Genomic DNA, 26,618 nt, shown 5'->3' on the forward strand with positions numbered 1-26,618 from the left:
AACCCAGCCCACGACCTGCGCCGCTTGGCCGAGATTTGGCCCCATCTCTCCCCGGCCGTTCGAGCCGCCCTCTTGGGGGCAGCGGAGGCGGCCCAGCGAGTTCCATGACAAGTGCCGCTGCCCACCCATAACGAAAAGGCCGGTTCTCGGGGTCGCCTGCTCGGGTCTGAGTCCAGTCTGGCCCGATTCCGCTCCCGGTAAAGACGCAATCCAGGACGCGATGTCCGCGGGCCGAAGCTTGATGCCGCCGCGAGTCCCGCAGCGTTGGGAACTCTCGTTCGGGAGAGGACAAAGCCTTGAAACGGGGAACCTACGCCGACAACCACCGACGCCAAGCGTCACGGCGATCGATCCGTCTGTCGATATTGCCTGACTCTGCGAGAGGCTGCTCGTGGGGGTGGAGCGTGAGGATTAGAGCGGGAGAAGGGCGCACGTCCCGCTTCATCAGGGGGCACTGACTACCCCGTTTTGACAAACGCACGGCTATCGGAGTCGGCACCCCTCCGGCCTACGCCCGCCACTCCATCGAAGGTGCGGAGGGCGGGGGCATACCGAACAGGTCTCAAGGGTTGGACGCTGCGATACGGCGCTCATGGCAGCGTGTGAATGGATGTTGCACTGACGACGACCGCCTTCCCGTCGGCCGATGCGACCTTGCCCACCACGACCATTTCCGAAAGCTCCTTCAACCCGCGCCGCCCCTTCATGTCGGTGCGGAGGATCTGGCCCTTCGCGTCCACAACCTGCACCGTCACGGAGTTGGCGAGGATGTCGGTCTTGGTTTCGCAGCAGTAATCCCAGGGCTTGGAGCACTTATCGTCCGGGTTTTCGTTGCACGCCTTGAGGTCCCGGCCCATAAGCGTGAAGACCGCGCGGCCAACGACAAACGGCTCCTTGCTGCCGCCGACGCGCCCACGGAGCACGACCTCGTCACCGACCTTGAGGGTCCCGGCCTTGCGGGCCTCCGACACATCCTTGGCGGTCTCCGGCAGCTTCTCGACGAAGAAACCGCTCGGCAGCGGGGCCTTGGGCACATGCATCGAGACCGCCGTGAGCACCAGCGCGTCGTTCCCGTTGGCGGTCTCGACCTTGGCGGTCAGGAACACCTCGGCACCCGGCTTAAGTCCGTGCTGGCCGTTGAGCCCGGCGCGTAGGGGCCTGCCGTTGGCATCCACAATCTGCACCGTCGCCCGCCCTTCGGCTGGAATATCGCACGCGGTGTCGGGGAGTGTGTCCGAGGGTGGGCAGCAGCCCTTGCGGGTGGACTCGTCCACCAGCGTGAACATCGAGCGGTTCTCAACAAACGCGTCCTTGGACATCGCCACGTTGCCGCGGACCGTGATCGTCTCACCGACCTTTGCGGACTTCATCGCGGCGGTGATCTCCAGCGCGTTGGCAGGAAGTTCGGGCTTGAGCATCGTCTTCACGTCCGCGACGCTCTTGACCTGCGCCATCGCCGCCGCAGGCGTGAACACACCCAGCCCCGCCGCGCCGCCCAGCAGCATGGCCGCGAGCGACATCGCCCGCACAACACCCGTCACGTTCATCTTCGCCGTCTTCATATCAAAGCTCCTTGAACACACTGTTGCACTCTACTCGCCTCGCGACACGCGCCGCGCGGGCATCTCGCTTGCCATCACACCGCCTTGAGCGCGACGGGAATCGTCGGCTTCAGGCAACGGATCGCCGGGGGCAACGCACCCACGACGCCCAGGGCCAGGCCCGTCAGCAGCCCCAGCCCGATCACCGTCTCATCGATCATCAGCCCAAATGCCCCCATTGAGAACCGCACCGCCAGCCCGTCGAGCATGAACACACCCACCGCGCACGCGATCAGCCCGCCGGCCGCCGTCGCCAGAGTCGATTCCTGGATCATCGACCAGACGATCGCCAGCCGTCGGTAGCCGATGGATTGCAGCGTGCCCAGCTCGCGGATACGCGAAGCGAATGCGGCGTACATCGTGTTCAGCCCGCCAAAGAGCCCGCCCACGGCGATCAGCCCCGCCGTCACCCAAGCGACGATTTTGATCGGGCCGAAGAAGTTGGCGAGTTTGCCGTAGTACTCGCGCTCGGTCATGGGCACGAGTTCGAGGTCGGGCCGCGTTTTGGTGAAGGCCGCGATGTCCCCGAAATCCGCACCCTCGCCCGTCTCCTCGTTGTAGGGGTCGAGCGTGAGGACGACGCATGAGATGGTCTCTCGCTTGGTGGCCGTCATGAGATCCGCCAGCGGCAGCCACACCTCCGCCTCGACGACCGTCCCCGGCGCGCTGAAGCGCCCGACGACTTCCCACGGTCTGCCGTCGATCATCACTGCTTTGCCGACCTGCACGTCGATCTCGGCAACCCCAAGCACAGTCGCCGCCATCCGCCCAACCAAGACTTCATCGGCTCCGGATACGGGCCAGCGTCCCTCGGTGAGCGATACCGATTCGTGGACGAGGGCCGCGGCGGGGGTGACTCCACGCATCATGACTTGTCGTCCCTTCGGCCTGGGCATCGAGGATGTGTTCGAGCCCCGAGCGGCAGCAGACTGCTCGCCGCTTGATTGGGTCGTGGTGCTCGCCGCGGCACCCACTCGGACAGGCAGCATCACATGCACCTCGGGCGAGACATACGCCACACCCGCGCGGGTCCGCACGCCCGCGACGCTCGCCGCGAGCACCCCGGGCACGCCCGCCTCGATCTCGGAGCGCTCGACGCTCTCCTCGCTCCCCGCGCCCATGAGGATGACGTTGTGCTCGCCGCCGGTTGCCCGCAGCGCGCGGCTCATGCCGTTGACAAACCCGCCCGCGACCAGGATGAGCAGGACGACCATCGCAGCCCCGGCGACGGAGAGGAACAGCCGCGAGGGCGAGCGCCCCAGGTTGCGGACGGCATAGGCAAAGGGAAGAAGTCTCATGAAGTCCTTTCTCACACTGCCCGGAAGCAGGACGCGATCTCACGCCGTCCGGCTCGCCACGCGGGCACCAGGCCCGCCACGATGCCCACGCCCGCCGAGATGATGAGGCCCCAAACCAAGACTGACCACGACGCGCTCACGCCGATCGACAGTCCCTCCTGCGAGAGACTGAAGTTGCCGAAGTGGACCACCGACAGGGCGATGACTGTGCCGATCGCGCCCCCGAGCACGCCGATGAGCATTCCTTCGCTGACAATCAACCGGGCGATGAGGCTGGAGCGGAACCCCAGCGTCTGCAAGACCGCGTGCTCCTTGATGCGGTCCTGCACGCTGAGAACGATGGCGTTGGCCACCAGCGCGAGCACGGCGGCCAGGCACCCCCAGCCCAGCCACTGCGTGAACTTCACGATCTCCACGATGTCGGCCCCGGCCTGCGCGACAAAGGCCTTCTCGGGGCTGGTCATGGTCGGGTCGGCCTCAGTGCGGAACTCGGCGTCGATCGCCTCGGCCACCTGCTCCATCTTCGCCGGGTCATCGACGCGGACGGTGAACTGCGTGACGCTGCCAAGCCCGCCGCCCTTGCCCGCGGCCTGCTGGAGGAAGTCGAGATGGACGTAGGCGACGTTCTGGTCTTGTGCCTCGGGCGAGCGGATGATGCCCGCGACGGTGACGGTGATACCCGAGGCATCAAAGGACTGGCCGACCTGGAAGCCGCGTCGCGCGGCGAGCGTCTCGCCCACAAGGGCCGAGTCCGAGCGCTTCTCCCACTCGGCCACGGAGCCGGCGATGAGTTGCCACTTGCTGGCCCAGCCCTTCGGCCCGGCTAACTCTTCGCGTGGCACGCCCCGGAACGTGACGACATCCAGCGAGGCACGGCAATTGTTCACCACGATCTTGACCGGCACTGCGCTGACCACGCCCGGGATCTTCTCGATGCGGTCCACGTAGAACTGCGGCAGACGGCTGGCGGCGGGGCAGAAGCGGTTCTCGCGGTAGACCACCAGCGTGGTGTCCCCTGCGGCGGCCTGCGTCGAGCGGCGCACGCCTTCCTGCAGCGTCTGCACCGCGATGAACAGGAACATGGCGATGGCGACGCCGGAGAGCGTGAGCACGCTGCGGACGCGGTGCCGCCAGAGCTGCTTGACGACGACGGGGATGAACTTGGGCGCGATCATGGCTCAGGCCTCCTGCGGGACAAGGGGTGCGCGGCGGGCGGCGAGTTCGGCGGATTCAATGAGGCGGCCCTTCTCCAGGTGCAGCGTTCGCTTCGCGTACGCCGCACTCTTCGCGTCGTGGGTCACGATGATGAGTGTCTTGCCCAGGTCCTCGCAGAGCCGGACCATGAGGTCCATGATCGCCTGCGCCGACTCCTGGTCGAGGTCGCCGGTGGGTTCGTCGCCGACGATGATGGTAGGGTCGGTCACGATCGCACGGGCGATGGCGACGCGCTGCTCCTGGCCGCCCGAGAGTTGGCGCGGATAGTGGTCGTGCCGATCGGCGATGCCGACGAGTTGCAGCGCGGTCTGCACCTTCTCGTGGCGGTCTTTGGCGGACATGCTGTGCAGCAGCAGCGGCAGTTCGACGTTCTCGTAGGCCGTGAGCACGGGCACGAGGTTGTAGAGCTGAAAGACGTAGCCCACGTTCACGCTCCGCCAATCGGCGAGCTTCGACCGTGACAGCGTGGAGATGTCCGTGCCGCCGATGATGAGGTTGCCCCCGCTGGGACGGTCGATCCCGGCGATGAGGTTGAGGAGCGTGGTCTTGCCGCTGCCCGATGGTCCCATCAAGGCGAGAAAGTCGCCCGCGGGAACGTCGAGGTCGAGCTCCTGCAAGGGCGTGATGGTGTTGTCGCCCTTCTTGTACGTCTTGGTGAGCCGGCGGCACTGAATGAGTGGCGGGCCGGAGGCATTTGTTCGATGGTTCGTGTGGTTGGTGGTCATGGTCGGTTCTTTCGGGCGGCGAGCCAGTTGCCGGTGTGGTCGGGAGTGGTGCGTTACGGGGTGGTCGGACTGCGCGCCGCCGTCGCGCCGGTTCGTTCACCAAGCACCTTGAGGCGCGTCCCGTCTTGAATGGCGGGCGACGGAGGCGGGTCGAGGATGACGCGGTCGGTGAGGCGGAGCCCGCTGGTCACGACGACGAACTCCTCATCGGCCGAGGGTGCAGTGGAGATGTCCCGCCGTCTTGCGACGGAGCTGCCGCCGCTGATGTCCACCACCCAGACTTGGCCATTGCCCTCACCCGTTGTGGTAACGGCAGCAGTCGGCACCAGCAGCGTCATGTTGCCGCGGTCGCCGTGATTAGAGCCTGCACCGCCCCCTGCGCTCGAGCCCAGCCGCTGTGCGGCGGCGGCGGGCGCGTGGAGTTTGACGCGGGTAAGCATTTCCGGCTTGAGAATGGGCGAGGGATCATCAATCGCGACCTTAAACTGCACGGTGTTCCGCTGGATGTTGGCCTCGTGCACGACCCGCGACACCACGCCGCTGAACGTCTGGTCCGCCAATGCTTCGGTGCTGACCGTGGCCCGCGTGCCGACGTTCACCTTGGCAGCGTCCGCCAATGGCACATCCACACGCACCTGCAAATTCGCCGGGTCGTAGACGCGGAGTACCGCTCCCATCATGGCCCCGCTTGGCCCCGCGTCCCCGCCCTTGCCGCTCATGCTGATCCGCGAACCCGGCTCGACCAACCTGGCGAGCACCACGCCCGCGACGGGCGAAAGCACCTCCATCCGCGCCAGCCGCAGCTCGGCCTCGTCGCGCAGCACGTGGGCCGCGGCATGGGCCGCCTTCGCTTGCGCGAGGGCGGCTCGGGCCTCGCTCACCATCTTCTCCGCTGTGGCGACCTTGGCCTCCAACCCGCCCAAGCGGATCTCCATCCGGCGGAACGTGCCCTCGCTCAGTCCGCCGACCGGGACCAGCTCACGCTTGCGAGTTACCTCGTCGCGCAGTTCAGCGGCGGCAGTTCTCTCCACTTCGACCTGTGACTCAACGGTCGCGAGCGACGCGTGAGCGCGTGCAACGTCGGTGTCGCGCTCCGCGACGGTCGCCTCGGCGGCGCGGAGCAAGAGTCGGGCATCGTCGTCGATCAGCCGAGCGATTACCTGCCCGGCCTCGACACGCTCGCCCTCTAGAACCAGAACCTCCTTGACCACCCCCTCCGCGAGCGCAGGCACACTGACGGCATAGGGCGCGGGCTCGATCCACCCGGGTGCCTGCACTGCGACCGGCCCCAACGGTGCGTTGGCAGGCGCCTCCGCCAGCTCTGATGTTGCGTTCACGCCGTCAACGGGCGGGACTGCGACAGGGCCTTCCTTCGGGATGGTCGCGGCGACATACACCTCCAGCCGTGGCTGGATCGCATCGCGGGCGGCGTACGCGAGGAGCCCGCCGGTCGCGAGCAGCACGGCACCCGGAACCAGAAGTCTCGTGGCCCATCTCGCCTTTGGGCGCGCGATCACCGCGGTATTCCCGGGCGATGTGGCTGGCGATTGGCCTTGTTGTTGTTCTGTGGGCCGCGGAGCTCGACGGAGCGCCCGCAGATCGGTCTGCGCTGGAGTCATGGGTCTTCCCTGTAAAGCGGCGGGTGCCTGTGACGTACCCTCGCGCGCGTGCAACACTTAATCGCTCGCGCGGGGACAGTTCGGACGGCGTGCGTCCGTTGCAGGGATGTACTAGATGAGCAGCGCGCAGTGCCACCGCAGCGCTTCGCGGTTGGCCTTTACGAACGGCGGGTCCGCCGCCCAGCCGGGCGGTGCCGGCGCATCGTGAACTTCCCGCGGCGGCAGACTCCAGAGCACCGCGAGCGCGATCTTCGCCAACCCGTTCGAAAGCTCCTCAAACACCGGAAGGCTTGCTTCGGCCTTCGCGCCCGTGCCTACCGCTGTGCCCTGGCACGACGGGCACGAGGGACACTCATCGGGCGGCCCAGGATGATCGTTGGTTGGTGCGTCCTGCTGTTGATCGGGAGCCGGGTCGCCCGGGCATTCGTGGCAGCACGAATCCGCATTGGACACCGCTGAGTGGCGACCATCGCAGATGCTCCCCGCCAACGCCATCGCCTGGCAGCAGCACAGCGGCGTGACCACGCCGATGAGCAGGGCGACCAAGATGCGGAGCAGGGGGTGACGCATGGTGTCCATCAGTGTATCGGCCAAACGAACGCCAGATTCACTTTAGGCGGGGCTCCCACCTTTGTTCGACCCAAGAGTGTCCGCCAGACCCGTCCGCCACCCAAACAACCGCAGCCCGTTCCCGACGACCAGGAGGCTGGCCCCCACGTCCGCGATCACGGCCATCCACATCGTGCCCCACCCGGCCAGGGTGAGGGCGAAGAAGACCGCCTTGATTCCAATCGCGAGCGTGATGTTCTGAGTAAGGATCGCGCCCGTGCGGCGCGAGAGCGCGATGAACTCGGGCAGCCCGCGCAGGTCATCCTGCATGAGGGCTACGTCGGCGGTTTCGAGTGCGGTGTCGGTCCCCGCCGCGCCCATAGCAAAGCCAATGGTGGACTTGGCCAGTGCCGGGGCATCGTTCACCCCGTCGCCGACCATGCCGATGGCATCCCCATGCCCCTTCGTAAGACGCTCGATCTCGGCGAGTTTGTCTTCGGGAAGCATCCCGCCCTTGGCCTCGTCGATGCCAACCGCCTTGGCGATGGCCGAAGCGGTGGACTGATTGTCGCCCGAAAGCATGAGCGTCTTAATGCCCATGTCGTGCAGCGACTTGATCGCCTCCACGCTGCTTTCGCGGGGCGTGTCGGCGACCGCGATGACGCCCAGCACGCGCGAGACGGATGCGACCACCACCGCCGTCTTGCCCTGCACTTCGAACCCGCTCAGCACCGCCTCGACTTCGGGCGAGCAGACCCTCCGCTCTTCCGCGAGCCGGTGGTTGCCGACGAAGTACATCTCGCCCGCGATCATCCCCTCAACCCCCCGGCCCGTGAGCGACTTGAACCCCTCGACGCTCGCCCGCTCGCCGCTCCATGCGGCGACAACCGCAATCGCCACCGGGTGCTGCGAGAGCGCATCCAGATTCGCGGCGACCCGCAGCACTTCGTCCTCGCTCGCGCTGCCAACGGGCTGCACGTCCGTCACACGTGGCTCGCCCTCGGTGATGGTCCCCGTCTTGTCGAGCGCGACAACTTTGAGCTTGCGGCCGTTCTCCAGATACACGCCGCCCTTGATGAGAATCCCCCGCCGGGCCGCCGCCGTCAGGCCGCTCACCACCGTCACTGGCGTCGAGATCACCAGGGCGCACGGGCACGCGATCACCAGCAGCACCAGCGCCTTGTAGAGCCACGGGTAGAACGGCTGGTTGAACGCCAACCAAGGCACCACCGCGACCAGCACGGCGACGACGCAGACGATCGGCGTGTAGACCCGGGCGAAGTTGTCTACGAATCGCTGCGTCGGCGCGCGGCTTCCCTGTGCTTCTTGCACGGTCCGGATGATCTTGGCCAGCGTAGTCTCGTCCTTGCCGCCCGAAGTCTTGAACTCCAGCACGCCCGACTCGTTGATGGTCCCTGCGAAGACCTTGTCGCCGATCTTCTTCTCCACCGGCACGGATTCGCCCGTGACCGGAGCCTGGTTCACGCTCGACTCGCCCGCGACCACCACGCCGTCGAGCGCCAGCCGCTCACCGGGCTTCACCTGGACGACCGCGCCGACGGGCACCGCGCCCGCATTGGTTGTGCGCCACGAACCATCCGGCTGCTTGACGCTCACCTCGTCAGGGGCCATCGCCATCAGGCCGCGCACCGAATCGCGGGCGCGGTCCAGGGCCTTCTTCTCGATCAGTTCGGCGAGGCCGAAGAGGAATACCACCAGCGCGATCTCCGGCCACGCGCCGATCACCGCCCCGCCGATCACCGCCACGCACATCAGAAAATTGATGTTGAGCGTGAAGGTCTTGAGCGCGATCCAGCCCTTGAAGAACGTCTCGCGGCCCCCCAGAAGCATCGACGCGACCGATGCGGCGATGATCGGCCACGAGGTCTCCTCGACGCCCGCGAAGTACGCCGCTTCGCACCCCGCCGCGAGCACTCCCGAGAGGATGAACGGCCCGTACCTGATCCACCACGGTCGCGTGTCGTATGCCGGTCCCGCGTGCACGGCGTCGGACGCGCACGCGGCCCCTCCGCAGTCGGCCCCGGCGGTCGCGCCGTGCGCGTGTGTTCCCGAGCCGTGTGTGCCCGCCGCTTCGCCGTCCGCGCCCGAAGCCGTGATGATCGTCGGCGTCATCCCCACCGAGCGCACCCTCGCCGCGAGCGCCTCGCCCGTCACGCTCGCCGCATCGTGCGTCACGCTCATCCGACGCGTCACCACGTTGCACTCCACGATCGCGACCCCCGGCATCCCGCCCACCGCCTTCTGGAGCACCTGCTCCTCGGCGGCGCAGTCGAGTTGGTCAATGGCGAGGATGGTCTTGACGGTGGGCATGAACCAATCTTTCCCAGCGGCCCGCGCCGCCGTCTTTCAACTCAGCCCGGTGTGAGTCCAAGCCGTCGGGAACACATTCCAATCCGTCTGGAATGCGTTCCGAGTCGCCCGGAGCGTCTCCCAATCCCCCGGGAGCGTGTTCCCACGCGCCGGGAGTGCGCTTCAGAACATGCGCAACTGATTCCAACCGGTCTGGAATGAACTCCAGCCAGTTCGGAATCGAGCGGCGTGCTTCCCCTCCGGCCCGACGTCGCGCGCCGGCGGCGTGGAGCCGCGCCCACGCCCACCATTACTTCTTGATCGCGAACCCGCCGACGGACTTGTTGCCCTTGCCGTCGTCGATCTCGATCCAGAGCTGAGCGCCCGCGGGGATGGGGTTGGGCACGTCGGCGTGGGCGTGGAACTCCGCGCCGCCCCCGTCGGCCTTCTGCTTCATCGCCCCTTTGCCATCCTGTGAGCCGATCCACACGCGCACGGCTGCGGGGCGGGCCGTGCTCCCCGAAAGATTGATGTCCAGGTGGGCCTCGCTCCCGGCCTTCACTTCGCCCGAGACCGACACGGTCCACACGCCGATGGTGGCCGTGCCGATCGCGCCGCCTTCGCCATGCCCGTGATCGCCGTGGTCGTGCCCGGTGTTCCCGGCTCCGCCCGCGGGCGCTGCGGCGGCGGGCTTGGCGTGGTCGTGCCCGTCGCCCTCCTTGTGGTCGTGGTCGTCGTGGTCCTTGCCCTTGCACTCGCCGCACTCGCCGTGCGCGACGAACTTGAGGGTGTTGCCTTCGCGGAGCCACAGGTGCGCCTCGCCGTCGTCGGCGGTGACAAAGTACTGCGTGTCGGCGGGGGCGCGCTGCGCGGCCCCCTGGCCCATCATCGTTGCCGCGGCGGCGGTGAGCGCCGCGCCGGCGATGAGCCCAAGGACGATGGACGAGCGATTCGGATTCTTCATAGTGTTGCTCCAAAGCAAGGCGGCCGGGCGCGTGCCGCCGGGACGTGTCTTCGGTATTCCGCCCGGCCGCGCCGCCGGGACGGTGTGCGACGAGCGCACGGTCTACGACTTGAGGTCGAACCCGGTAACGTGCTTCTCACCCGTGGAGGTTTCGACCTCGACCCAGAGTTTGCTCCCGGAGGGCAGCGGCTTGGGCACCTCGGCGTGCGCGTGCCAGCCGTCACCCTCGGCCTCGGCCTTGGCTTTGATCGAGCCCTTGCCGTCCTCCGTGCCGACCCACACACGCACCGCCGCGGGTTTGCCCGCGCCGCCGGTGACGCCGATGTCGAACGTCGCCTCGCCGCCCGGGGTCACATCGCCCTCGCGTGCGGCCATGATGGTCATGCCGCCCGCCGACTGGCTGCCCAGTTCGGTCCTGGGTCCGTGCCCATGACCGTGGTCGTGGTCGTCACCGTCTTTGTGGTCGTGCCCGTCGGCCTTTGTAGTGCCGGTTGTTCCGGCGGCAGGCTTGGCGGGCGTCTCGGACTTCTTCTCGCACGCGCTCATCGACAGGGCAAGCGCGAAGGCGGGAAGGGCGAGCAGGAGTTGGATCGTGCGAACGGTGTTCATAGGAGATTCTCCGTGCGATCAGGTTGAGGGAACGGACTTCTTGGCGGAACGACGCAGCAGGCGGGCGAGCAGCCCCGGACGATCCGGCGCATCTCGCTTCACCCTGAACGCCAGCGCGTAGCCAGCGGGGACAACGAACAGGTTGAGGAACGTGGACGAGACCAGCCCGCCCAGCACGACGATCGCCAGCGGGGCGAGCAGTTCGCTGCCGGGCTTGCCCTTGGCGAGCGCGAGCGGCACCAGGCCGAGCATCGCGGCCAGAGCCGTCATCAGGATCGGGACCAAGCGTTCCAAGGACCCCTGGATGATCGAGTCCCCGATCGACTTGCCCTCGCGCTCCTGGAGATGGTCGTAGTGGTTGACGAGCAGGATGCCATTGCGGACGGCGATGCCAAAGAGCGTTACGAAGCCCACCATGCTGGCGATGGAGATAACCGGCGCGATGTAGCGTGAGGACGACAGCCCGAAGAGTGCCAAGGCGTTGCCCGCGATCGACGGGCTCTCGGTCAGAAAGATCGCGACGATGCCTCCAATGAGCGCCAGCGGCAGGTTGAGCATGACCAGCAGGGCCACGCGGGCCTTGCCCGTGGACAGTTGCAAGAGCAGGAACATGAACACGGCCACGCCCGCCCCCATGATGAGGATCGTGCGGCTGGCGGACTGCTGGGCCTCGAACTGCCCGCCGTAGTGGACGGTGTACCCCGCCTTCTGCACGATCGGGTCCACCTTGGCCTGCACCTGCGCCACCAGCTGCCCGAGGTTGTAGCCGTCGGCGACGTTGGTCGAGATCACGGCCTTGCGCTGGGCGTTCTCGCGGGCGATGAGGTTGCTGGTCTTCTCCGGCCCGATGTCGGCCACCTCGCGCAAGCGCACGATCGCACCGCCCGCGCCGCGCAGTTGCAGGTCCATGATCTGGTCGATCCGGTCCCGCTCGCTCTCGGCCAGGCGCACGACCATTTCGTACCTCCGCACGCCCTGGTTCACCTCCGCGACAGTCTCGCCGTAGAGCGCCTGCTGAACCTGCTCGGCCGCCGCCGCGGGAGAGAGCCCCGCGGCGACAAGGTCCTGCGGGCGGTAGCGGATCGGCAGCGAGGTAATCAGAATCTCGCGGTTGGCGGCGACATCGCGCGTGCCGGGGATCGGCTTGATCGCCGACTCGATCTCCTTGGCGAGCGAGCGCAGCACGTTGAGGTCTTCACCGTACACGTTGATCGCGATGGCCGCGGGCGTGCCCGACAAGACGTGACTGAGCCGGTGCTCAATGGGCTGGCCCACCATCGTGGTGATGCCGGGGATGTTGGCGATGATGCGGTCGATCGCGGCGCGGACCATGTCCTGGTCCACACCCGCCTTCATCGTCACCTCGATCTCGGAGCTGCTCACGGGCTCGGCATGCTCATCGCGCTCGGCCCGGCCCGTGCGCCGCGTGACGCTCGACACGCCCTCGATCTGGACGAACTGAGCCTCAACTCCCACGGCCAGGCGGTTGCTTTCGACCAGCGATGTGCCCGGGGGGGCGAGCAGGAAGACCGTAAACGTGCCCTCCTTGAATGCGGGCAGGAACGATGTGCCGAAGGTGGACATGAGCACCAGCGAGGCGACGGTGAGCAACCCCGCGCCCCCAAGCACCACGCCGCGATTGCGGACGCTCGCGCGTAGGGCCGGTTCGTAGCGGCGTTTGAGCTTGCGCACGAGCCACCCGTCATGCTCTCCGTGCCCGCCCGCGGCATGCCCGTCTTTGGACTTCTTGCCGAACGAGCCCGCAAAGAGCCACTTGCACAGCGCGGGCGTGACCGTGAGCGCCACCAGAAGCGACGCCATGATCGAGATGATGTAGGCGATACCCAGCGGCTGGAAGAAGCGTCCCTCAAGACCCTGCAGGAACAGCAGCGGGACGAACACCATGCAGATGATGATGGTTGCGAAGACCACCGAGGAGCGGATCTCGTTGCTGGCGTTGTAGATGACCTCCACCAGCCCCTTGCGCTCACCCTCGGGCAGCCCATCGTTCTCCTTGAGCCGCCGCAGGACGTTTTCCACGTCGATGATGGCGTCGTCCACCAGTTCGCCGATAGCGACCGCCAGTCCGCCCAGCGTCATGACATTGATCGACAGCCCCCACGCCCAGAGCAGCAGGATCGCCACGGCGAGCGAGAGTGGCAGGGCCGTGAGCGTCACAATCGTGGCCCGCACGTTGAGCAAGAAAAGGATGAGGATGACCCCGACGATGACGCTCGCCTCGATCAAGACCTTGACGACGTTGTTGATGCTCCGTTCGATGAAACGCGAGGCCCGGAAGGGGTCGCGGTTCAGGACCATCCCCTTGGGCATGGCCTTCTCCATCTGGTCCAGCACGCCGTCGATCTGCGTCGTCAGGTTGAGTGTGTTGGTCCCGGGGCTCTTCTGCACGCTGATGACTACGCCCGGCAGCGCCCGGTCGGACGCGGTACCGCGCTTGGGCGAGGGGCCGAGCTGCACGTCGGCCACCTGCCCGATCGTCACCGCGGCGCCGTTGTGAATCCGGACCAGCGTGTTCTTGATGTCCTCGGCGCTGGTCACGCGGGCGGTCTGGCGGATGGGCAGTTCCTGGTTCTCCCAGTTGGGGACGTACCCGGCGCTGGCCGTCGAGTGTGCCCCCTTGGCGGCGTCGACCACATCGGAGATAGTTAGGCCGTACAGGGCGAGCTGGTCCTGCTTCACGTTGATCTGGTACTGCGGCAGTTCGCCGCCGATGGCGACGACCTGGGCCACGCCCGGCACGGCGAGGATCTTGTTCCGCAGGTCAAACTCCGCGAACGAGCGCATGTCGAGGGGGCTGACCGAGCCGTCGGGCGACGACAAGGCCATGAGCATGATCTCGCCGGTGATGCTGGTGACGGGTGTAATCTCTGCGTGAGTGTCCGGCGGCAGGCTTTCCCGAACCGCGCTCAGCCGTTCCGATACCAGTTGCCTCGCGCGGTAGATGTCCGTGCCCCAGTCAAACTCGACCCACACGATCGACAGGCTGGTGGCCGATGCGCTTCGGACGCGCCGCGTGCCCGGCAGACCGTTGACAGCCGTCTCGATGGGAAAGGTGACGTTGAGCTCCACCTCGTCGGCGGCCAGGCCCCCGGCCTCAGTCATCACGACCACCGTGGGAGCGTTGAGTTCGGGGAAGACGTCCACCGGCATGTCCTTGACCTTGACGCCGGCGAACACAAGCAGCAATCCCGCCAGTACGACGACGAGCGATGACTGCCGCAGAGAGAATGCAATGAGTCTGGCGAGCATGGCTTAGTGGCTCCCCTCGTGAAAGGTCCCGTCGGAGTGGAAATGACCGGCTTTCTCCGACGCGCCGCTCGTCGCCAGCATCAACTGGAAGTTGCCGCCGAGCACGATCTCGTCACCCTCCTTGACTCCGCTGGCGATCACGACCCATCGGCCGTCGGAGAGGCCGAGGTCGGCCTCCATGCGGATCACCTTGTCGGGATCGGCCGGGTCGCGTCGGAAGATGATCCCCCGAGCGCCGTCGCGCACAACGGCCGATTGCGGGATCGCCAGCTCCTCAGTTCCTCCGGCGAGCGTCACCTCCAGGTGTGCCGACACTCCAGTGCGTGCCCACGGAGCGAGCGTCTCAGGGACCACGACAAGATCCACAGTTCGCTCGTCCGCATCAGCGGCGAGACCGATCTGAAGCACGCCGCTCATCGCGTCTTGCAGCGGCAGACTTCCGCCTTGCGGAGCCGCGATCCTGGCCGGCAGGCCGTCACGCAATCGTCCGAGGTCGGACTGCAAGCCGCGGGCGCGGAACCTGATTTGGTCCGGCTGCACCAGTGTCACGATGTGGCCGTTCTCTTCGGCCAGGCCACCCGGTGTGATGCCGACCGATTCAACGACTCCCTCAGCAACAGCGCACACCGTGTATCCGCTTCCTGCATCGAGGCCTTCGTGACGATCGCCGCAGTTGCCGCCCCGAACGAGGAGTTCATGCCGCGAGGTCAGCGACCGAAGCTCGGCCTCGGCCTGCTTCTTCTGTGCGGCGAGCTCCGCGCTCCTGCCGCGGGCAACGGACAGTTCACTCTGGCTCGCATTGAGCGTCGCCCGAGCTTCGGTGAACTGCGTCGCACTTCCACCTCCGGCGTCTCGGAGGGTGTCCAGTTGATCCAGCCGCTCCTGCCAGAGAGCCACTTTCTCGGTAAGACTTCTCTCGTGCTCAGCCTGCGCTGCCAAGAGCGGAGCCATTGACTCGACTCTTGCCGATGTTGCGGCAATCTGTTCATGCAGGTCACGCCACGCGGCGGCATCGACTCGGTAGAGCGGCGTTCCGGGTTCGACCTTCTGGTACTGGCTCACCAGGATGTCGACTCGGCCCGATAGCGGCGTGCGATACTCGCGCCGGGCCGTGGGCAAGAGCTCGAACCGTCCCGGGACGCGGAGCGTCTGCTCCACGTTCCGAGACTCGACCTTGGCGAACGTGATGCCGAGGTTCTGCCGGACCGAGGCGGGGATGTCGACCCGGTTGGAAGGAGCGGACTCGCCATCGGTGCTCGCGCCCGACCCCGTACCGCCTCCTTCGCTTCCGTGGTCGTGCCCGTCGTCCGTGCCGTGCGCCGTTTCCTTCTTCTCGCAGCCGGTGAGGGCAAATGCGAGCGGCATGGACAGGGCCAGCCCACCGACGAGCAGCATCTTCGAGAATGTGCAGAGTATGTTCTTCATGGTGTGTTCCTTGTGCGGAGGCGATCAGCGCGCGGCCGCGCCGGCGGGGTTCGTGGGGGTGCTTTCGGAAGCTGGCGTGCCGCCCGAAGGAGCAGCAGCTCCCGGAGCAACGGGAATCGCGGTCGGCCCACCCGGAGACGTCAACGCTTCGGGGCCGAGAAGCTCGTCCAGATCAACTCCGGCGAGCGCCTCATCGCGTACCGCTTCAACGAGCCCGACTTTGGCTTCTTGTTGCCGCGTCAGGCTCTCCAAAAGCACCAGAGTGTTCACTTCGCCCAGCCGGGCCACCTGGCGGGCATCGGCGTATTGCGCGTCGACAAGCGGGACGATCTCCGATTCCAGGGTCGAGCGGCGCTGCGCCGCAGCCATGAGCCGCACCTCGGCCGAGCGAACGGCAGCGATGGTCTGCTCCAGCGTGGCCTCGGCCGCGGCACGGGTGACTTCGCGCTGCGCTCGCGCCTCGGCGATGCCGCGACGGTTGGCGTTCAAGATCGGAATTGGCACGGACAGCCCCAGCAGCACCTGGTCTTGGCCGTCCTCGTTCCCATAGCCAGGACCGATGTGCAAGTCCGGGTACTGCTTGCGGACTTCGAGTTCGAGGGCCTTCTCGGCGGCCTCGTACTCGGCGGTCGCGACCAGCATCGCCGGGTTCCGGCGTTGGAGCTCGGCGGTGTCCGTCCCGGAGTGCACGCTCGACCGGGCCGGCCCGACGCCGTCGGCGTGCAACCGAAGCGGGGCGTCGGGTGACATCCCCATGAGCTGGCGTAGCCGAAGGTCCGCCTCGCGAACTCGGGACTCAAGAACGGCGAGGTCCGCTGCCTTGGTTGCCTTCTCGATACGGAAGAGCCGCGCCTCGGTCCTGGCCATCTCCCCCGCCTGCTCCATCTTGTCGACGACCGATAGGATCTGGTCCACGCGGGACAGGAAGTCGCGCGTGACCGCGAGCTGCGCGTCCAGCGCCGACCACTCGCTCCATGCTCGGCGGACCGACGTCCGCACCATCCACTCGCGCTGGGCAACCCGTGCGAGTTCTGCGGCGTGTTCCACGCCGGCCCGCTGCTTCTCGATCTCTAGCCGCCCTGAGATCGGAATCGTGAGTCCCACGCTCGTGAAGACCTTCCACGGCTCAGGAGTGCTCTCGATGATGCGAGTGAGGTCAACGCCGATCGTTGGGTCTTCCCAAAGCCCTGCGTTCTCCGCGTTCGCCTGCGTGACTCCCGCCCGGAGGCGAGCGACTCGGAGGTCGGCGTTGAACACGAGGGCGATGACCTCGGCTTCCTCGCACGTGATGCCGTCGCCGGGGTCGAACGCCACCATCCCGTCAGCGGGCGATGGTGACCTCGCCGCGAGGCTTTCCGCGAACGTCCTGACTTCTGGACTTTCCGGCGTGCGTGCCAGAAACGCGGCTTGGTGTCCGGTCATGTCGAGCGGCCGTCGCTCGTACGACTGGCAGCCTCCCGCGGCGAGAGCGACGAGTGCAGCCAGCGAAAGCCCCGCGAATCGCCGGCGCAGTCCGCCTTCGGACCGGTCTTCGTGTGATCTGACCATTAAGGAGTCTCCAAACAGGTGGAAGCTCTGCCCATCAGGACCGTCCGCAACGCGGAACCGCGGCGAACACCGCTAAGCGAGATCCAGCCCAAGTTGTGGTGGGAACAACGCCAAGACCTGCGTGGATGCCGAAAGGCCCACAGCAGGAAAGCGACATCGCCCGCCAATCGAGACAATCGTCCGAAAGGCGGCGGGCGGGAACGTCGGCGCTAGATGAGGAGACGGGTCGTCTTCAGTGCCAACACCTGATCGGAGGCGCTGAAATCGGGGGGCTGGACACGAGGCGGCACGGCAATCGGGGGATCGAAATCCCAAGCCATGACGACGGCAACAAGCAGGGGAACGACCAAAAGCCTCAGGTCTTGCCCATCTCCCTTGGGGTTGTTGGGAACCTGCTCTTCGCCCGGGACCGGCACATGAAGGTGGCAGCCGCACTCGTCGTCGGGGTGAAACGCGGTGCTGTACGGTCCCTCGTCGTGGCCCGGGGCGCCAACGCCGCTTCCCGCGTGAGCCATGCCCTGCGTGTCACAATGCGAGCACACTTCGGCAGTTTCCGATTCGTGCGTTCCGCAGTCTCCGACCGGAATGCAAAGCACCCGCCCCGAAGCCGACGCGATCACCCCCTGCACGACGAGCAGGAGCATGGCGACGAGTTTGACTAGGGCTGGGGACATCTGGTGTGGTGTATCGGCTGGGCAGAGTATACCGCTTCAGTCAGGCTTCGGTTCGCTCGTTTCCTGGGTTGCGCCGCGCGTTAACCGCCCAAGACTTGGCTGCTTGTGCTGCTGGACCGCCGAGAACCCGTTTGTCGGGGTTGCGGATACAAAGCTTGCCAGGCCCGTGCCCACAGCACTCGCGCCAGTTCACTTACTGGCTGGGAGACCGGATGGCACCGCTTGGGGCATCCGCAGCGGGGTGCGGCGATCTCGGGTTCGCCATCGCCCAAAGGCGGGTCATGGGGGGCAGCACGCACACGCGAGCCTCGGAAGAGTCGCTGATGCGGAGACTCTGCTTTCGACCGTCGCCGAGGCGCGTCCGGTCAAGGCTTGAGGGCAGGTGCTCTGAACGGGGAGTACTGATCCTCCAACCTGCCGTACTTCGTAGCCGCCATTACTCGACCGGAGGTGCCACGTGTGTCTGCTTGTCCAACATCGGCGCGAACATCCTTGTCGAACGCGATGAGACGTTGACGGCTCGCGTCTGTGCAGCACGATTGAGTGGCGCGGTCTAAGTGTCGACGATGATTGTGGTGAGTGGTTGGTTCTGGATGCACGACACTGAAGTGCGTCACAGCATCACCCGAAGCCGCGGCCGATGGCGGTTCAGTTCGCCGAGGGATGACTCCCTCACCTGCGTGCCGCGGAGATCCAGGACCCGCAGGGCGGGGAACATGTCCGGGAACAGCATCCTCCGAAGCACGTGGTCGGTCAGGTCGTTCCGCCGCAGCGAGAGGCGGGTGATCGCCGTCAGGTTCTGGCCTGGCCCCTCCAGCAGATCGAACATCTCGTCGCTGACGCGCGGCGAGTCGCTCACATCCAGGTGCGTGATTCGCTTCACCAACGGTGTGCCCGAGGCCGCGAAGCAGGCCAGGTCCTCGTCCGAGATCTGGTTGCCGGCCAGACCGATGCGGTGCAGGCTCGGGAGCGCCCGGTCGCCGTGCGCGAGGTCCATCAACGCCCGATGGTTGAGCCCGCAGAAGCCGAGGTTCAGGGCCTCAAGGTTGACCAATGCCGAGTCCTCGTGCCGCAGGAACTCGGTCGCGGCGGGGCCGAGGTAGTTCTGCGCGACACAGAGCCTGACGAGATGGCAGAGGCCCGTGCCGCGACCGAGCAGTAGGCGGAGTGATTCGCCCGAGAGCCAGTTTTGACGGAGGTTCAGGTCATTGAGGATCGGCATCGCGTCGGGCTCGCAGAGCATCCGAACGCCCTCGTCGGTGACCTCCGACCAGCGGACCCACAGCTTCATGAGCCGGCTCAGGTAGGAGTCCGGCCGCGTGATGATCTCGACCGCCGAGTCATCCAACAGGGCGCTGTCGATGACCAGAGACCGCAACGCTTCCAGCGGGCGTCCGTCGTTCAGGAGCCGGAGTGTCTGGTTGCCGACGGAGTAGAAGAAGTACGGATCGCAGAGCCGGAGATCCTCGACGAAGGCCCAGTGCTCCAACTCCCAGCTCTCATCGACAGCGAACCCCGCCGCCTCGCGGCCCATCCCCTCCAGGAATCCTTCATGAGTCCAGTACTGCTGGGGTTCCACGACCGCACCTCCCGTTCCACGCCCGCCCGGCCTCGTGCCGGGTTCCGGTCGTGCACTCGGTTCGCCGGCCGAGTGATGAGGGATCACTCCGCCGGCACACCTCGTGAAAAAATCCTCCGGAGCCCCTCGGACTCATGCCGTCCGGCGGGGTGTGTGGTGGGGGGCGGGGGAAGCCGGCCCGCAAGCACCGGGTGGGGGCAGCGTGCGGGCAGCCGGCGCTGCGCTCGTCATCGGGGGCCCCCTTGCGAGCCCCGACGACGACCGCCGAGCCGGCAGGAACACCCAGCGAGGGAATCCAACCCACTGGGGATCTGGTCCCTGGAATCGCCTATGAGCGTGTGCGTCGCACCCGGCCACTCCTCCCGTCCGTACCGCTGTACATGCTGGAGATCACCATCGACAAGCTCCCGGGCGGCGATTCGGGCCGCAGGCAGTGCCTCGCACGCGTCACGCTCACCAACACCGGCCAGGGAACCGGCGGCGTCAAGACCTACGACGTGCGCATCACGCACTCCGTTGGGCAAGACCGTGCGGGCCTCCCGACCGATTCGTGCCGCACCTTCGGGAACGACCACGAGGATGTGATCCGCCTCGTCCATCGGGCCCTCGGCCGGCTGCTGGGTCCGACCGACCAGGAGCGGTGAGACTCCCGCGGCTCGGGTCCACCGACGCGAGTGACCGCCGCACCAGCTCGCGGACCCGTTCGGCCGGGAGCTCCTCTTTGCGATCGTGTCGTCGTTGATCAGCTTCATCACCAGGCCGCGAGGCGGGTTGGCTGACCATCCGCCAGACCGCCCGGGCCGCTGCGCGGGCCCGGTTCTCATCCTCACCCGAAATGAACCGCCACAGCCCGCCCCGCACCACCGTGGCGAACAGCCCGCCCGCGTTGCTCGACGCCACCCGCCGGGCGTGGGCCGCGGCGGAGACGAACGCCATCGCTCCCGACTCGCTCCGCGTCGCGAGTCCCGCAGCCACAGCCCGCGAATACAACCGGGCCAGGCCCCCCACGCTCCGCAGGTCCTCGCCCCTCACGTGCCCGAGGCCCCGAGGATGTCCGCCCGCTCGCGGCCTGTCCCACGGCGAGGCACGAGCACCATCGGAGTTGCACCGCGTGCCCGGTCGCCGCACCGCGTTCGCCGTCGGTTGATGGTTTTCAGATCCCGCAAGGGAGTTGCACGTGTCTCTAAGGGGTGACACGCCGCCGCCGCCGGCGAGCACTGGGGGTGACAGGCGGAAGCACTGCACGCGAACACCAGCCCGCATTCGCACGAGTCCCGCCCCGGGCGTCGATTGCCACCGCAGGTTCCACGCCGACCACCCGCCGTGCCGGTTCATCACCCGCTGGGGTGCACGCTCACGCCGGAGCACGCCCGCCGTCGACAGCGTCGCCCGCGAACGCTTCACGCTCCGCCCGCTGATGCCGAACACCTCGGCCACCCAGGACGCCTTGCACAGCCCGCCCGAGGAGCACGCCTTCCGCCGGTTGAACAGGCACCGCAGCAGGTGCCCGAACGATGTCGCCAGCAGAGTCGGTGACTTCGACAAGCACAGCTCACGCACCAGCCGCCGCGGCACCGGCACTCGCCGCGACGGCGTCGCGACCTGTGCCATCGCATCGAGCATCGGCCCTGGCCTCGACAGCACGACCTCCTCGACCGCTCCCGCGAGGTGCAGACTCTCTCGCGACCAGGCGACCAATCCAACCCGGCTCAGCCGCCGCAGGCTCTCGCGGACCGACCGGTCCGACCCCGCCCCCGTCAACACCCGCAGCTCGCCTGTCGTGTACGCCGCACGGCACCCTTTGCGAGCGCCGCATCGCCTCGCCACGGCCTCGAAACTCGCCAGCCAGACCCGGACGTCCAGTGGCCGCAGATCACCCGTCCTGCAGGCCCACCACGCCGCCAGAAACGCCCACGCCGGAATCAACACGAACCCGCCCACCGGCTTCGTCGCCAGTTCCGGCGCCAGCCGCGTGCCGGTCCGCTCTTGAATGTTCGCTCCCATGCTCACCCTCCCGAACGCGGGCCATCCTCGGCGCCCGCGGGCCGGCAGTCGGGAGAACGGTGTTTCAGGCTGGCGGGCTGGCCCGCACACCGGAGCGTCAGCGGCTGTGCCAGCCCACGCTCCATTCCTCGCTCTGATTGGGGTTTGACTTGGGTGCTCGATCCGATCTAGGTTCGATGCACCACGGCCGCCGGACACGGCTCAGTGAACGCGTGCGCAGCACCCGTTCGACCAAGTCCGGCCGGTCCGTCCCGCGAATCGCCAAGACGCGGCACGAGGATTCACCCCCTCACGCCCGTCCGAATGACTCGCTGTTCCCCGTTCTCCTTCTGCTCCAGTCACAAGATGACCACGCCGCGGCCCGCGATTCGACGAATCGCGGCGGGTCATCGCTCCTGGACTTCCTCTCGCACAGGCGACGCAGTGCCGCAAGTTATGATCTCGGCCCGAGTGCCTGGACGCCAGTGCCTCGCCGGGAAACCGTGCCGCCGACCATCTGTGCCGGGCTCACGCCGATACAAGCGGCACTGCCAACCCGCTACATGCTCTGCCTAGTCAACGCTCGCGGCCGCAACGGGGCTGTGGTCGGAAGCCGAGAATGGGACGGTGGCGGCGTCGGGCGTTCTTTCCATTCACGCGGATGAACGGATGAAACACCGGCTTATGTTGTTGACACACCAGCGCGAGCCGATACACTCTCCGCCCCTCCAGTACCTTAACTATTCCCGTGGTGTTGCTCCGCGCGTCTGCCATTACGGCAGATCGGTTAGTGAGCGTTCACGCGCTGGCAGGGTTTTGGCAGGACGGGGCAGTCGCCACATGCCGTTTTGAGCCCGATGAGCCACATTTCTGGCTGCGCCGTTCGTTTGCGAAGTTTGGCATTCCCCTTGCCCAAACCCGGGGAATATGCCAAACCCCACCTCCACGCTCATCGACCCACCCATCGCCCACGCCGACGTCCGCCGCTTCGCGGAGGACAAGGTCAACCTGCCCGCTGACATCGCCAAGGAGCGCCGCCAGAAGGTCAACGACCTGCGCGAGCGCCTTGGGAAGTGGATGAAGGACCATCCCGATTGCGGTCTCGCCAAGTCGTATCTGTCCGGGAGCCTGGCAAAGGGCACGGCACTCCGCACCTCCAGCGATGTCGATATCGCGCTCTACATCACGTATGACGGGGAGCGAAAAGCCAACCGTCAACTCTCCAACTGGATTGCGGAACGCCTCCGGAAGGCCTATCCGCAGATGAGCCCTGACCAGATCGAGCCGCAGGAGTTCTCGGTCAAGATCAAGTTCAAGGAGGCCGGGGTGGACGTGGACATCGTCCCGGTGTTCTACGAGGGCGACCCGCAGGACAAGGGCTGGCTGGTGTCGAAGAAGACGGGCCGGTTGATGCTCACCAGCATCCCTATGCACATTGCGTTCACCCGCAAGCGCAAGGACGCCCAGCCGCAGCACTTCGCCCAGGTCGTGCGCCTCATCAAGTGGTGGGCCGCCGAGCAGAAGGCGAAGGATGCGAACTTCCGGTTCAAGTCGTTCATGGTCGAACTGATCTGCGCTCACCTCGCCGACGGCGGGCAGGACTTCTCCGATTACCGCAAGGGGATGGAGGCTTTCTTCAACTACATCGTCTCGACCGGCCTCAAGAGTCGGATCGCGTTCAAGGACTATTACCCCGCGTCGGACCTGCCGGGGTCGTTGCCGGACGTGGTGCAGATCTTCGACCCGGTGAACGCCAAGAACAACGTCGCTTCGCAGTACACCGAAGCCAATCGCAAACTCATCGTGGAAGCCGCGCAGGACGCGCTCAACGCCCTGATCGAAGCCCACACCGCCTCGACCAAAGCCGATGCCGTCGCCATGTGGCGGGTGGTGTTGGGGACTTCGTTCAGAGGGTAACTCATGACGCACAGTTACACGACCACTTCGACTTTCACCACCTCCGATGCCCGCCGGGTCGGCGGTAAGGTGGCCGCCGACCTCCGCCAGATGCAGATGGCGTACGGCTGCCCGTCGGATCAGGAGATTGAAAAGTACTTGGGCGAACTTGTCACGCTTCTGGGCGACGGCTACTTGGACACCGTCATGTACGGGTTCAAGAAGGACGGCGCGTGGCTGCCGGCGACGCTGAGGTACACCGCCCTGTCGCTTGGCACGACCGGCGAAGGCGACCGATCCGGCACGGTCAAGCGAGGAGTGGAGACCGCTGGTGCGTACTTCACGTCCTACCTCACGTACTCGCAGAAGTGGTGGAGCATCGGGGAAGACGCTCGCGCCCGGTACAAGGCGGGCTTGCCTATCCAGCGAGTGTCCGGCGAGGAACCGAAAGCCCCGGGTGGGTGGATCGAGGACAAGTCGTACATCTCGGGTGGGGGCGGCGTTCGCCGTGCCGTGCTCGGGGGTGTCTCTTGAATCAGACTGATCTGTTCGAGGATGTCATCACGCTCCCAGACCCTCGCGGGCAGACCGACTACGACCGGCTTGTCGGTCTGGATGAGCACAAGGCCCGGCTCGTCAAGGAGACCCTTCTTCTCGTCGATCCGGGACAGTTGCGTGACTGGAACAAGACGCACCACAAAGGCGAACTGGCCGCCGTGGAGTACTTCCACTCGCGCCCACCCCTCTTCCTTCTGGCCGGCGATGTGGGCACTGGCAAGACTGCTCTTGCTCGATCGTTCGGGAACGAAGTAGCAAAGCGAGCAAGGGTGCGGGTCGAGTTGTACGCCCTGAGCCTGAACACGCGCGGTAGCGGCGCGGTCGGCGAGATGACCCGGCTTATCTCCGGCGCGTTCAAGCAGGTTCGCGAAGCAGTCGGCAAGACCCGAGGCAGTGACGGCAAGGCAGGGCGCGGCATCATTCTTCTCATCGACGAGGCCGATGCGTTGGCTCAATCCCGCGAAGCGGCCCAAATGCACCACGAGGACCGCGCGGGCGTGAACGCCCTGATCCGCGGCGTCGACGACCTCGCCGCCGAGCGGCTTCCGGTTGCTGTGGTCATGTGTACGAATCGCTTGGATGCCATCGACCCCGCTATCCGCCGTCGCGCCGCCGCCGTATTCGAATTTGCACGTCCTAGCCGCGAGCAACGCCTGTATGTCCTCAAGGACGGCCTCGTGGGAAGCGGCATCACCGACCGCGAACTCGGTCACCTCGCCGACGCAACCGGCGAGGCAGACGGTCGCGCCTACGGCTTCACCTATTCCGACCTGACCCAACGCCTCATCCCGACGCTCGTGCTCGATGCGTTCCCAGAACGGGCCGTTATCGGCAAGCGAGCGGTTGAGATCGCGATGGGGTTGAAGCCCACGCCGCCGTTCCGGGAGCAAGCGCCCGCCGCACAGCATGGAGCTCATCATGGCCGGTAAACCCTGCCTGAACGATTTGTTCTTAGCCCTGCACGATCGGCTCGCGTGCGAACTGGGCATTACGCGCCGCACGGTGGGACATACCGGTACGATGGGCACCGTTTCCGAAGGCCAGTGGATCAAGATGCTCTACGAGCATCTACCCAAACGCTACAAGGTCAACCGTGCGTTCGTCATCGACTCGAAAGGCGCGTGCAGCGACCAGATTGACATCGTGATCCACGACCGGCAGTACTCGCCGTTCGTGCTGAACTATGGCGATGCCCTCTATGTACCGGCCGAGAGTGTGTACGCGGTGTTCGAGGTCAAGCAGGGAATGAACGCGGAGCAGGTGAGGTACGCGGCAAACAAGATTGCAAGCGTGAGAGTCTTGCACAGAACGAGCATCGACATTCCGACGGCAAGCGGGCTCCTGAAAGCAAAGCCGCTTCACGAGATCATCGGCGGATTGCTGACCGTGGACTGTGATTGGTGCCCACCGTTCGATTCCCCGTTCGCGTCGGCCATCAACACGACCTCCAAGGAAGGCCGGCTTGACATCGGATGCTCGGCCCAGCAGGGAATGTTCGAGGTCAGGTACACTGAGCCGGATTCCGCCGCGATCGATGCTCAGCACTCGAACGCCGCTCTCGCGTTGTTTCTCTTGCGGCTAATTGACCGGCTTCGCAGCATTGCGACCGTGCCCGCGATCGACATACTCGCATATGCGAAGAACGGGATCACAACCAGCCAAGCCTGAAGCGCCGGAGCTACCGCCCCCGGCACCCCCGCTCAAGGCAGTTGGAATGCACGATGATCGCGGCCGGCGGTTCCCTTCCGGGAAGTCATCGGTCGGCGACGAGACCGCCCACCGGTGCCAGCGGTCGGACGGCACGGGCCGTCCGGTGACTCCGAGCCGACGGTGCAAGTACCCGCTTGCGCGATGGCGGGAGATCGGCTATCGCTGCAGCGAGGCCACCAGCAGTGTGCCCATATCACGGAGGACTATGAACGTCACAGCACCAGCCGCCACCACCATCGCCATCGGCAACCAGAAGGGCGGCACCGGTAAGTCCACCATCACCGTTCACCTCGCCGCGGCACTCGGTCTCTCGGGCAAGCGGTGCCTGATCATCGACCTCGACCCGGCGGCCGGAGCGACCAAGCACCTCGGTGTTCCCACCGACCGATTCGCCGGCAGCCTGGAGCTCCTCACCACCGATGAGCCTGTGGAGGCGTTGGTCGTCCGCAAGGGCATGCCCAGCAACGTGGACCTCATCCCGTCGCGTCCGCAGTTGTCGGAGATCGAGACGTCGCTCTCCAGGTTCATCGACCGCAGCCGATTGCTCGAACGTCCGCTCGCGGAGGCGAGGGGCAGTTACGACTTCGTTCTGCTCGACACCGGCCCCTCCGCCGCGTTCGCGACAACCGTGTCGGCGTACTCCGAGGCGGAGTGGTTCCTGCTGAGTGCGTTCCCGCACCCGCTCTCACTCGCCGGGCTGGATGAAGCGCTCCGCGATATCGCGGATGTCCGCCGGCTCCGCAACCCGTCTCTGGAGGTTCTCGGCGTCGTCCTTACCAACGTCGACCGACGGGCTCGACGGCTCCGCTCGCAGGTTAAATCCTCGCTCGCCGCGACCGCCCCGGGCCGACTCTTCCAGACGTGCATCACCCAGGCGGTCGCGATCCCGGAGGCGTCGGGGCAAGGGTGCACGGTCTTCCAGCTTCCTCACGGCGAGCAACTTGTCCCCGCCGGCCAGTTCATCGGCCTCGCCGGAGAAGTAATGCACCGCATCAACCACCGCTCGGAGTTCCTCAGCGGCACGCTGCAGCCGGTTGCATCCACAGGCCATCTCGCCGAGTCTCATCTGCTTGTGGCGTGAGGGA

Annotated in this window: 20 protein-coding genes; 6 read left to right on the top strand and 14 right to left on the bottom strand. The window is 66.4% G+C overall.

Annotation, left to right across the window (positions count from 1 at the left end; all coding sequences use genetic code 11):
* Nucleotides 1–590: 590 nt before the first annotated feature.
* The 14 genes from KF684_13465 to KF684_13530 all read right to left on the bottom strand — a co-directional run bounded on the left by KF684_13465 (nucleotide 591) and on the right by KF684_13530 (nucleotide 19,386).
* Nucleotides 591–1,562 carry a hypothetical protein gene (locus KF684_13465; protein ID MBX3353934.1) on the bottom strand — a complete coding sequence of 324 codons (972 nt, stop codon included), beginning with the start codon at nucleotides 1,560–1,562 and terminating at the stop codon, nucleotides 591–593.
* 74 nt (nucleotides 1,563–1,636) lie between these two features.
* Entirely contained in the window at nucleotides 1,637–2,899 is a 1,263-nt protein-coding gene (locus KF684_13470; GenBank protein MBX3353935.1) for an ABC transporter permease, read from the bottom strand.
* A gap of 11 nt (nucleotides 2,900–2,910) precedes the next feature.
* Complete coding sequence (locus tag KF684_13475) at nucleotides 2,911–4,074, bottom strand: ABC transporter permease (GenBank protein ID MBX3353936.1); 1,164 nt, start codon at nucleotides 4,072–4,074, stop codon at nucleotides 2,911–2,913.
* 3 nt (nucleotides 4,075–4,077) lie between these two features.
* Nucleotides 4,078–4,839 (bottom strand): ABC transporter ATP-binding protein, encoded by a 762-nt coding sequence (locus tag KF684_13480; GenBank protein ID MBX3353937.1) that lies wholly within the window; start codon nucleotides 4,837–4,839, stop codon nucleotides 4,078–4,080.
* Nucleotides 4,840–4,892: 53 nt separating this feature from the next.
* Entirely contained in the window at nucleotides 4,893–6,302 is a 1,410-nt protein-coding gene (locus KF684_13485; protein MBX3353938.1) for an efflux RND transporter periplasmic adaptor subunit, read from the bottom strand.
* Between the two features lie 267 nt (nucleotides 6,303–6,569).
* The gene (locus KF684_13490; GenBank protein ID MBX3353939.1) at nucleotides 6,570–7,028 is read right to left on the bottom strand and encodes a hypothetical protein; all 459 of its coding nucleotides are present in this window, start codon (nucleotides 7,026–7,028) and stop codon (nucleotides 6,570–6,572) included.
* A gap of 42 nt (nucleotides 7,029–7,070) precedes the next feature.
* Nucleotides 7,071–9,338, bottom strand: a complete 2,268-nt coding sequence (locus KF684_13495; protein MBX3353940.1) for a heavy metal translocating P-type ATPase — start codon at nucleotides 9,336–9,338, stop codon at nucleotides 7,071–7,073.
* A 289-nt stretch (nucleotides 9,339–9,627) separates the two neighbouring features.
* On the bottom strand, nucleotides 9,628–10,281 hold the full coding sequence (locus KF684_13500) for a hypothetical protein (GenBank protein ID MBX3353941.1): 654 nt from the start codon (nucleotides 10,279–10,281) through the stop codon (nucleotides 9,628–9,630).
* Between the two features lie 102 nt (nucleotides 10,282–10,383).
* Nucleotides 10,384–10,890 carry a hypothetical protein gene (locus KF684_13505; protein MBX3353942.1) on the bottom strand — a complete coding sequence of 169 codons (507 nt, stop codon included), beginning with the start codon at nucleotides 10,888–10,890 and terminating at the stop codon, nucleotides 10,384–10,386.
* A gap of 18 nt (nucleotides 10,891–10,908) precedes the next feature.
* Entirely contained in the window at nucleotides 10,909–14,160 is a 3,252-nt protein-coding gene (locus tag KF684_13510) for an efflux RND transporter permease subunit (GenBank protein ID MBX3353943.1), read from the bottom strand.
* Between the two features lie 3 nt (nucleotides 14,161–14,163).
* Nucleotides 14,164–15,585: a hypothetical protein gene (locus KF684_13515; GenBank protein MBX3353944.1), complete on the bottom strand. Its 1,422-nt coding sequence runs from the start codon at nucleotides 15,583–15,585 to the stop codon at nucleotides 14,164–14,166.
* 24 nt (nucleotides 15,586–15,609) lie between these two features.
* The gene (locus KF684_13520; GenBank protein ID MBX3353945.1) at nucleotides 15,610–17,133 is read right to left on the bottom strand and encodes a TolC family protein; all 1,524 of its coding nucleotides are present in this window, start codon (nucleotides 17,131–17,133) and stop codon (nucleotides 15,610–15,612) included.
* A gap of 209 nt (nucleotides 17,134–17,342) precedes the next feature.
* Nucleotides 17,343–17,777, bottom strand: a complete 435-nt coding sequence (locus tag KF684_13525) for a hypothetical protein (GenBank protein ID MBX3353946.1) — start codon at nucleotides 17,775–17,777, stop codon at nucleotides 17,343–17,345.
* Between the two features lie 643 nt (nucleotides 17,778–18,420).
* Nucleotides 18,421–19,386 carry a hypothetical protein gene (locus KF684_13530; GenBank protein MBX3353947.1) on the bottom strand — a complete coding sequence of 322 codons (966 nt, stop codon included), beginning with the start codon at nucleotides 19,384–19,386 and terminating at the stop codon, nucleotides 18,421–18,423.
* Between the two features lie 380 nt (nucleotides 19,387–19,766).
* On the opposite strand from KF684_13530, the gene KF684_13535 reads away from it, so the two are divergent.
* The 6 genes from KF684_13535 (at nucleotide 19,767) to KF684_13560 (ending at nucleotide 26,614) form a co-directional block, all read left to right on the top strand.
* Nucleotides 19,767–20,030 (top strand): hypothetical protein, encoded by a 264-nt coding sequence (locus KF684_13535; protein MBX3353948.1) that lies wholly within the window; start codon nucleotides 19,767–19,769, stop codon nucleotides 20,028–20,030.
* A gap of 2,266 nt (nucleotides 20,031–22,296) precedes the next feature.
* Entirely contained in the window at nucleotides 22,297–23,286 is a 990-nt protein-coding gene (locus KF684_13540; GenBank protein ID MBX3353949.1) for a nucleotidyltransferase, read from the top strand.
* Between the two features lie 3 nt (nucleotides 23,287–23,289).
* A complete protein-coding gene (locus KF684_13545) occupies nucleotides 23,290–23,799 on the top strand; it encodes a hypothetical protein (protein MBX3353950.1) in 510 nt (169 codons plus the stop codon).
* The gene (locus tag KF684_13550) at nucleotides 23,796–24,752 is read left to right on the top strand and encodes an AAA family ATPase (protein MBX3353951.1); all 957 of its coding nucleotides are present in this window, start codon (nucleotides 23,796–23,798) and stop codon (nucleotides 24,750–24,752) included. Before KF684_13545 ends, KF684_13550 begins: the two co-directional genes overlap by 4 nt.
* On the top strand, nucleotides 24,742–25,491 hold the full coding sequence (locus tag KF684_13555; protein ID MBX3353952.1) for a hypothetical protein: 750 nt from the start codon (nucleotides 24,742–24,744) through the stop codon (nucleotides 25,489–25,491). The genes KF684_13550 and KF684_13555 overlap by 11 nt, the downstream gene beginning before the upstream one ends.
* 247 nt (nucleotides 25,492–25,738) lie before the next feature.
* Nucleotides 25,739–26,614 carry a ParA family protein gene (locus KF684_13560; GenBank protein MBX3353953.1) on the top strand — a complete coding sequence of 292 codons (876 nt, stop codon included), beginning with the start codon at nucleotides 25,739–25,741 and terminating at the stop codon, nucleotides 26,612–26,614.
* Nucleotides 26,615–26,618 lie beyond the last annotated feature (4 nt).

The sequence above is a fragment of the Phycisphaeraceae bacterium genome, assembly GCA_019636675.1.
Classification (GTDB): domain Bacteria; phylum Planctomycetota; class Phycisphaerae; order Phycisphaerales; family UBA1924; genus JAHBXC01.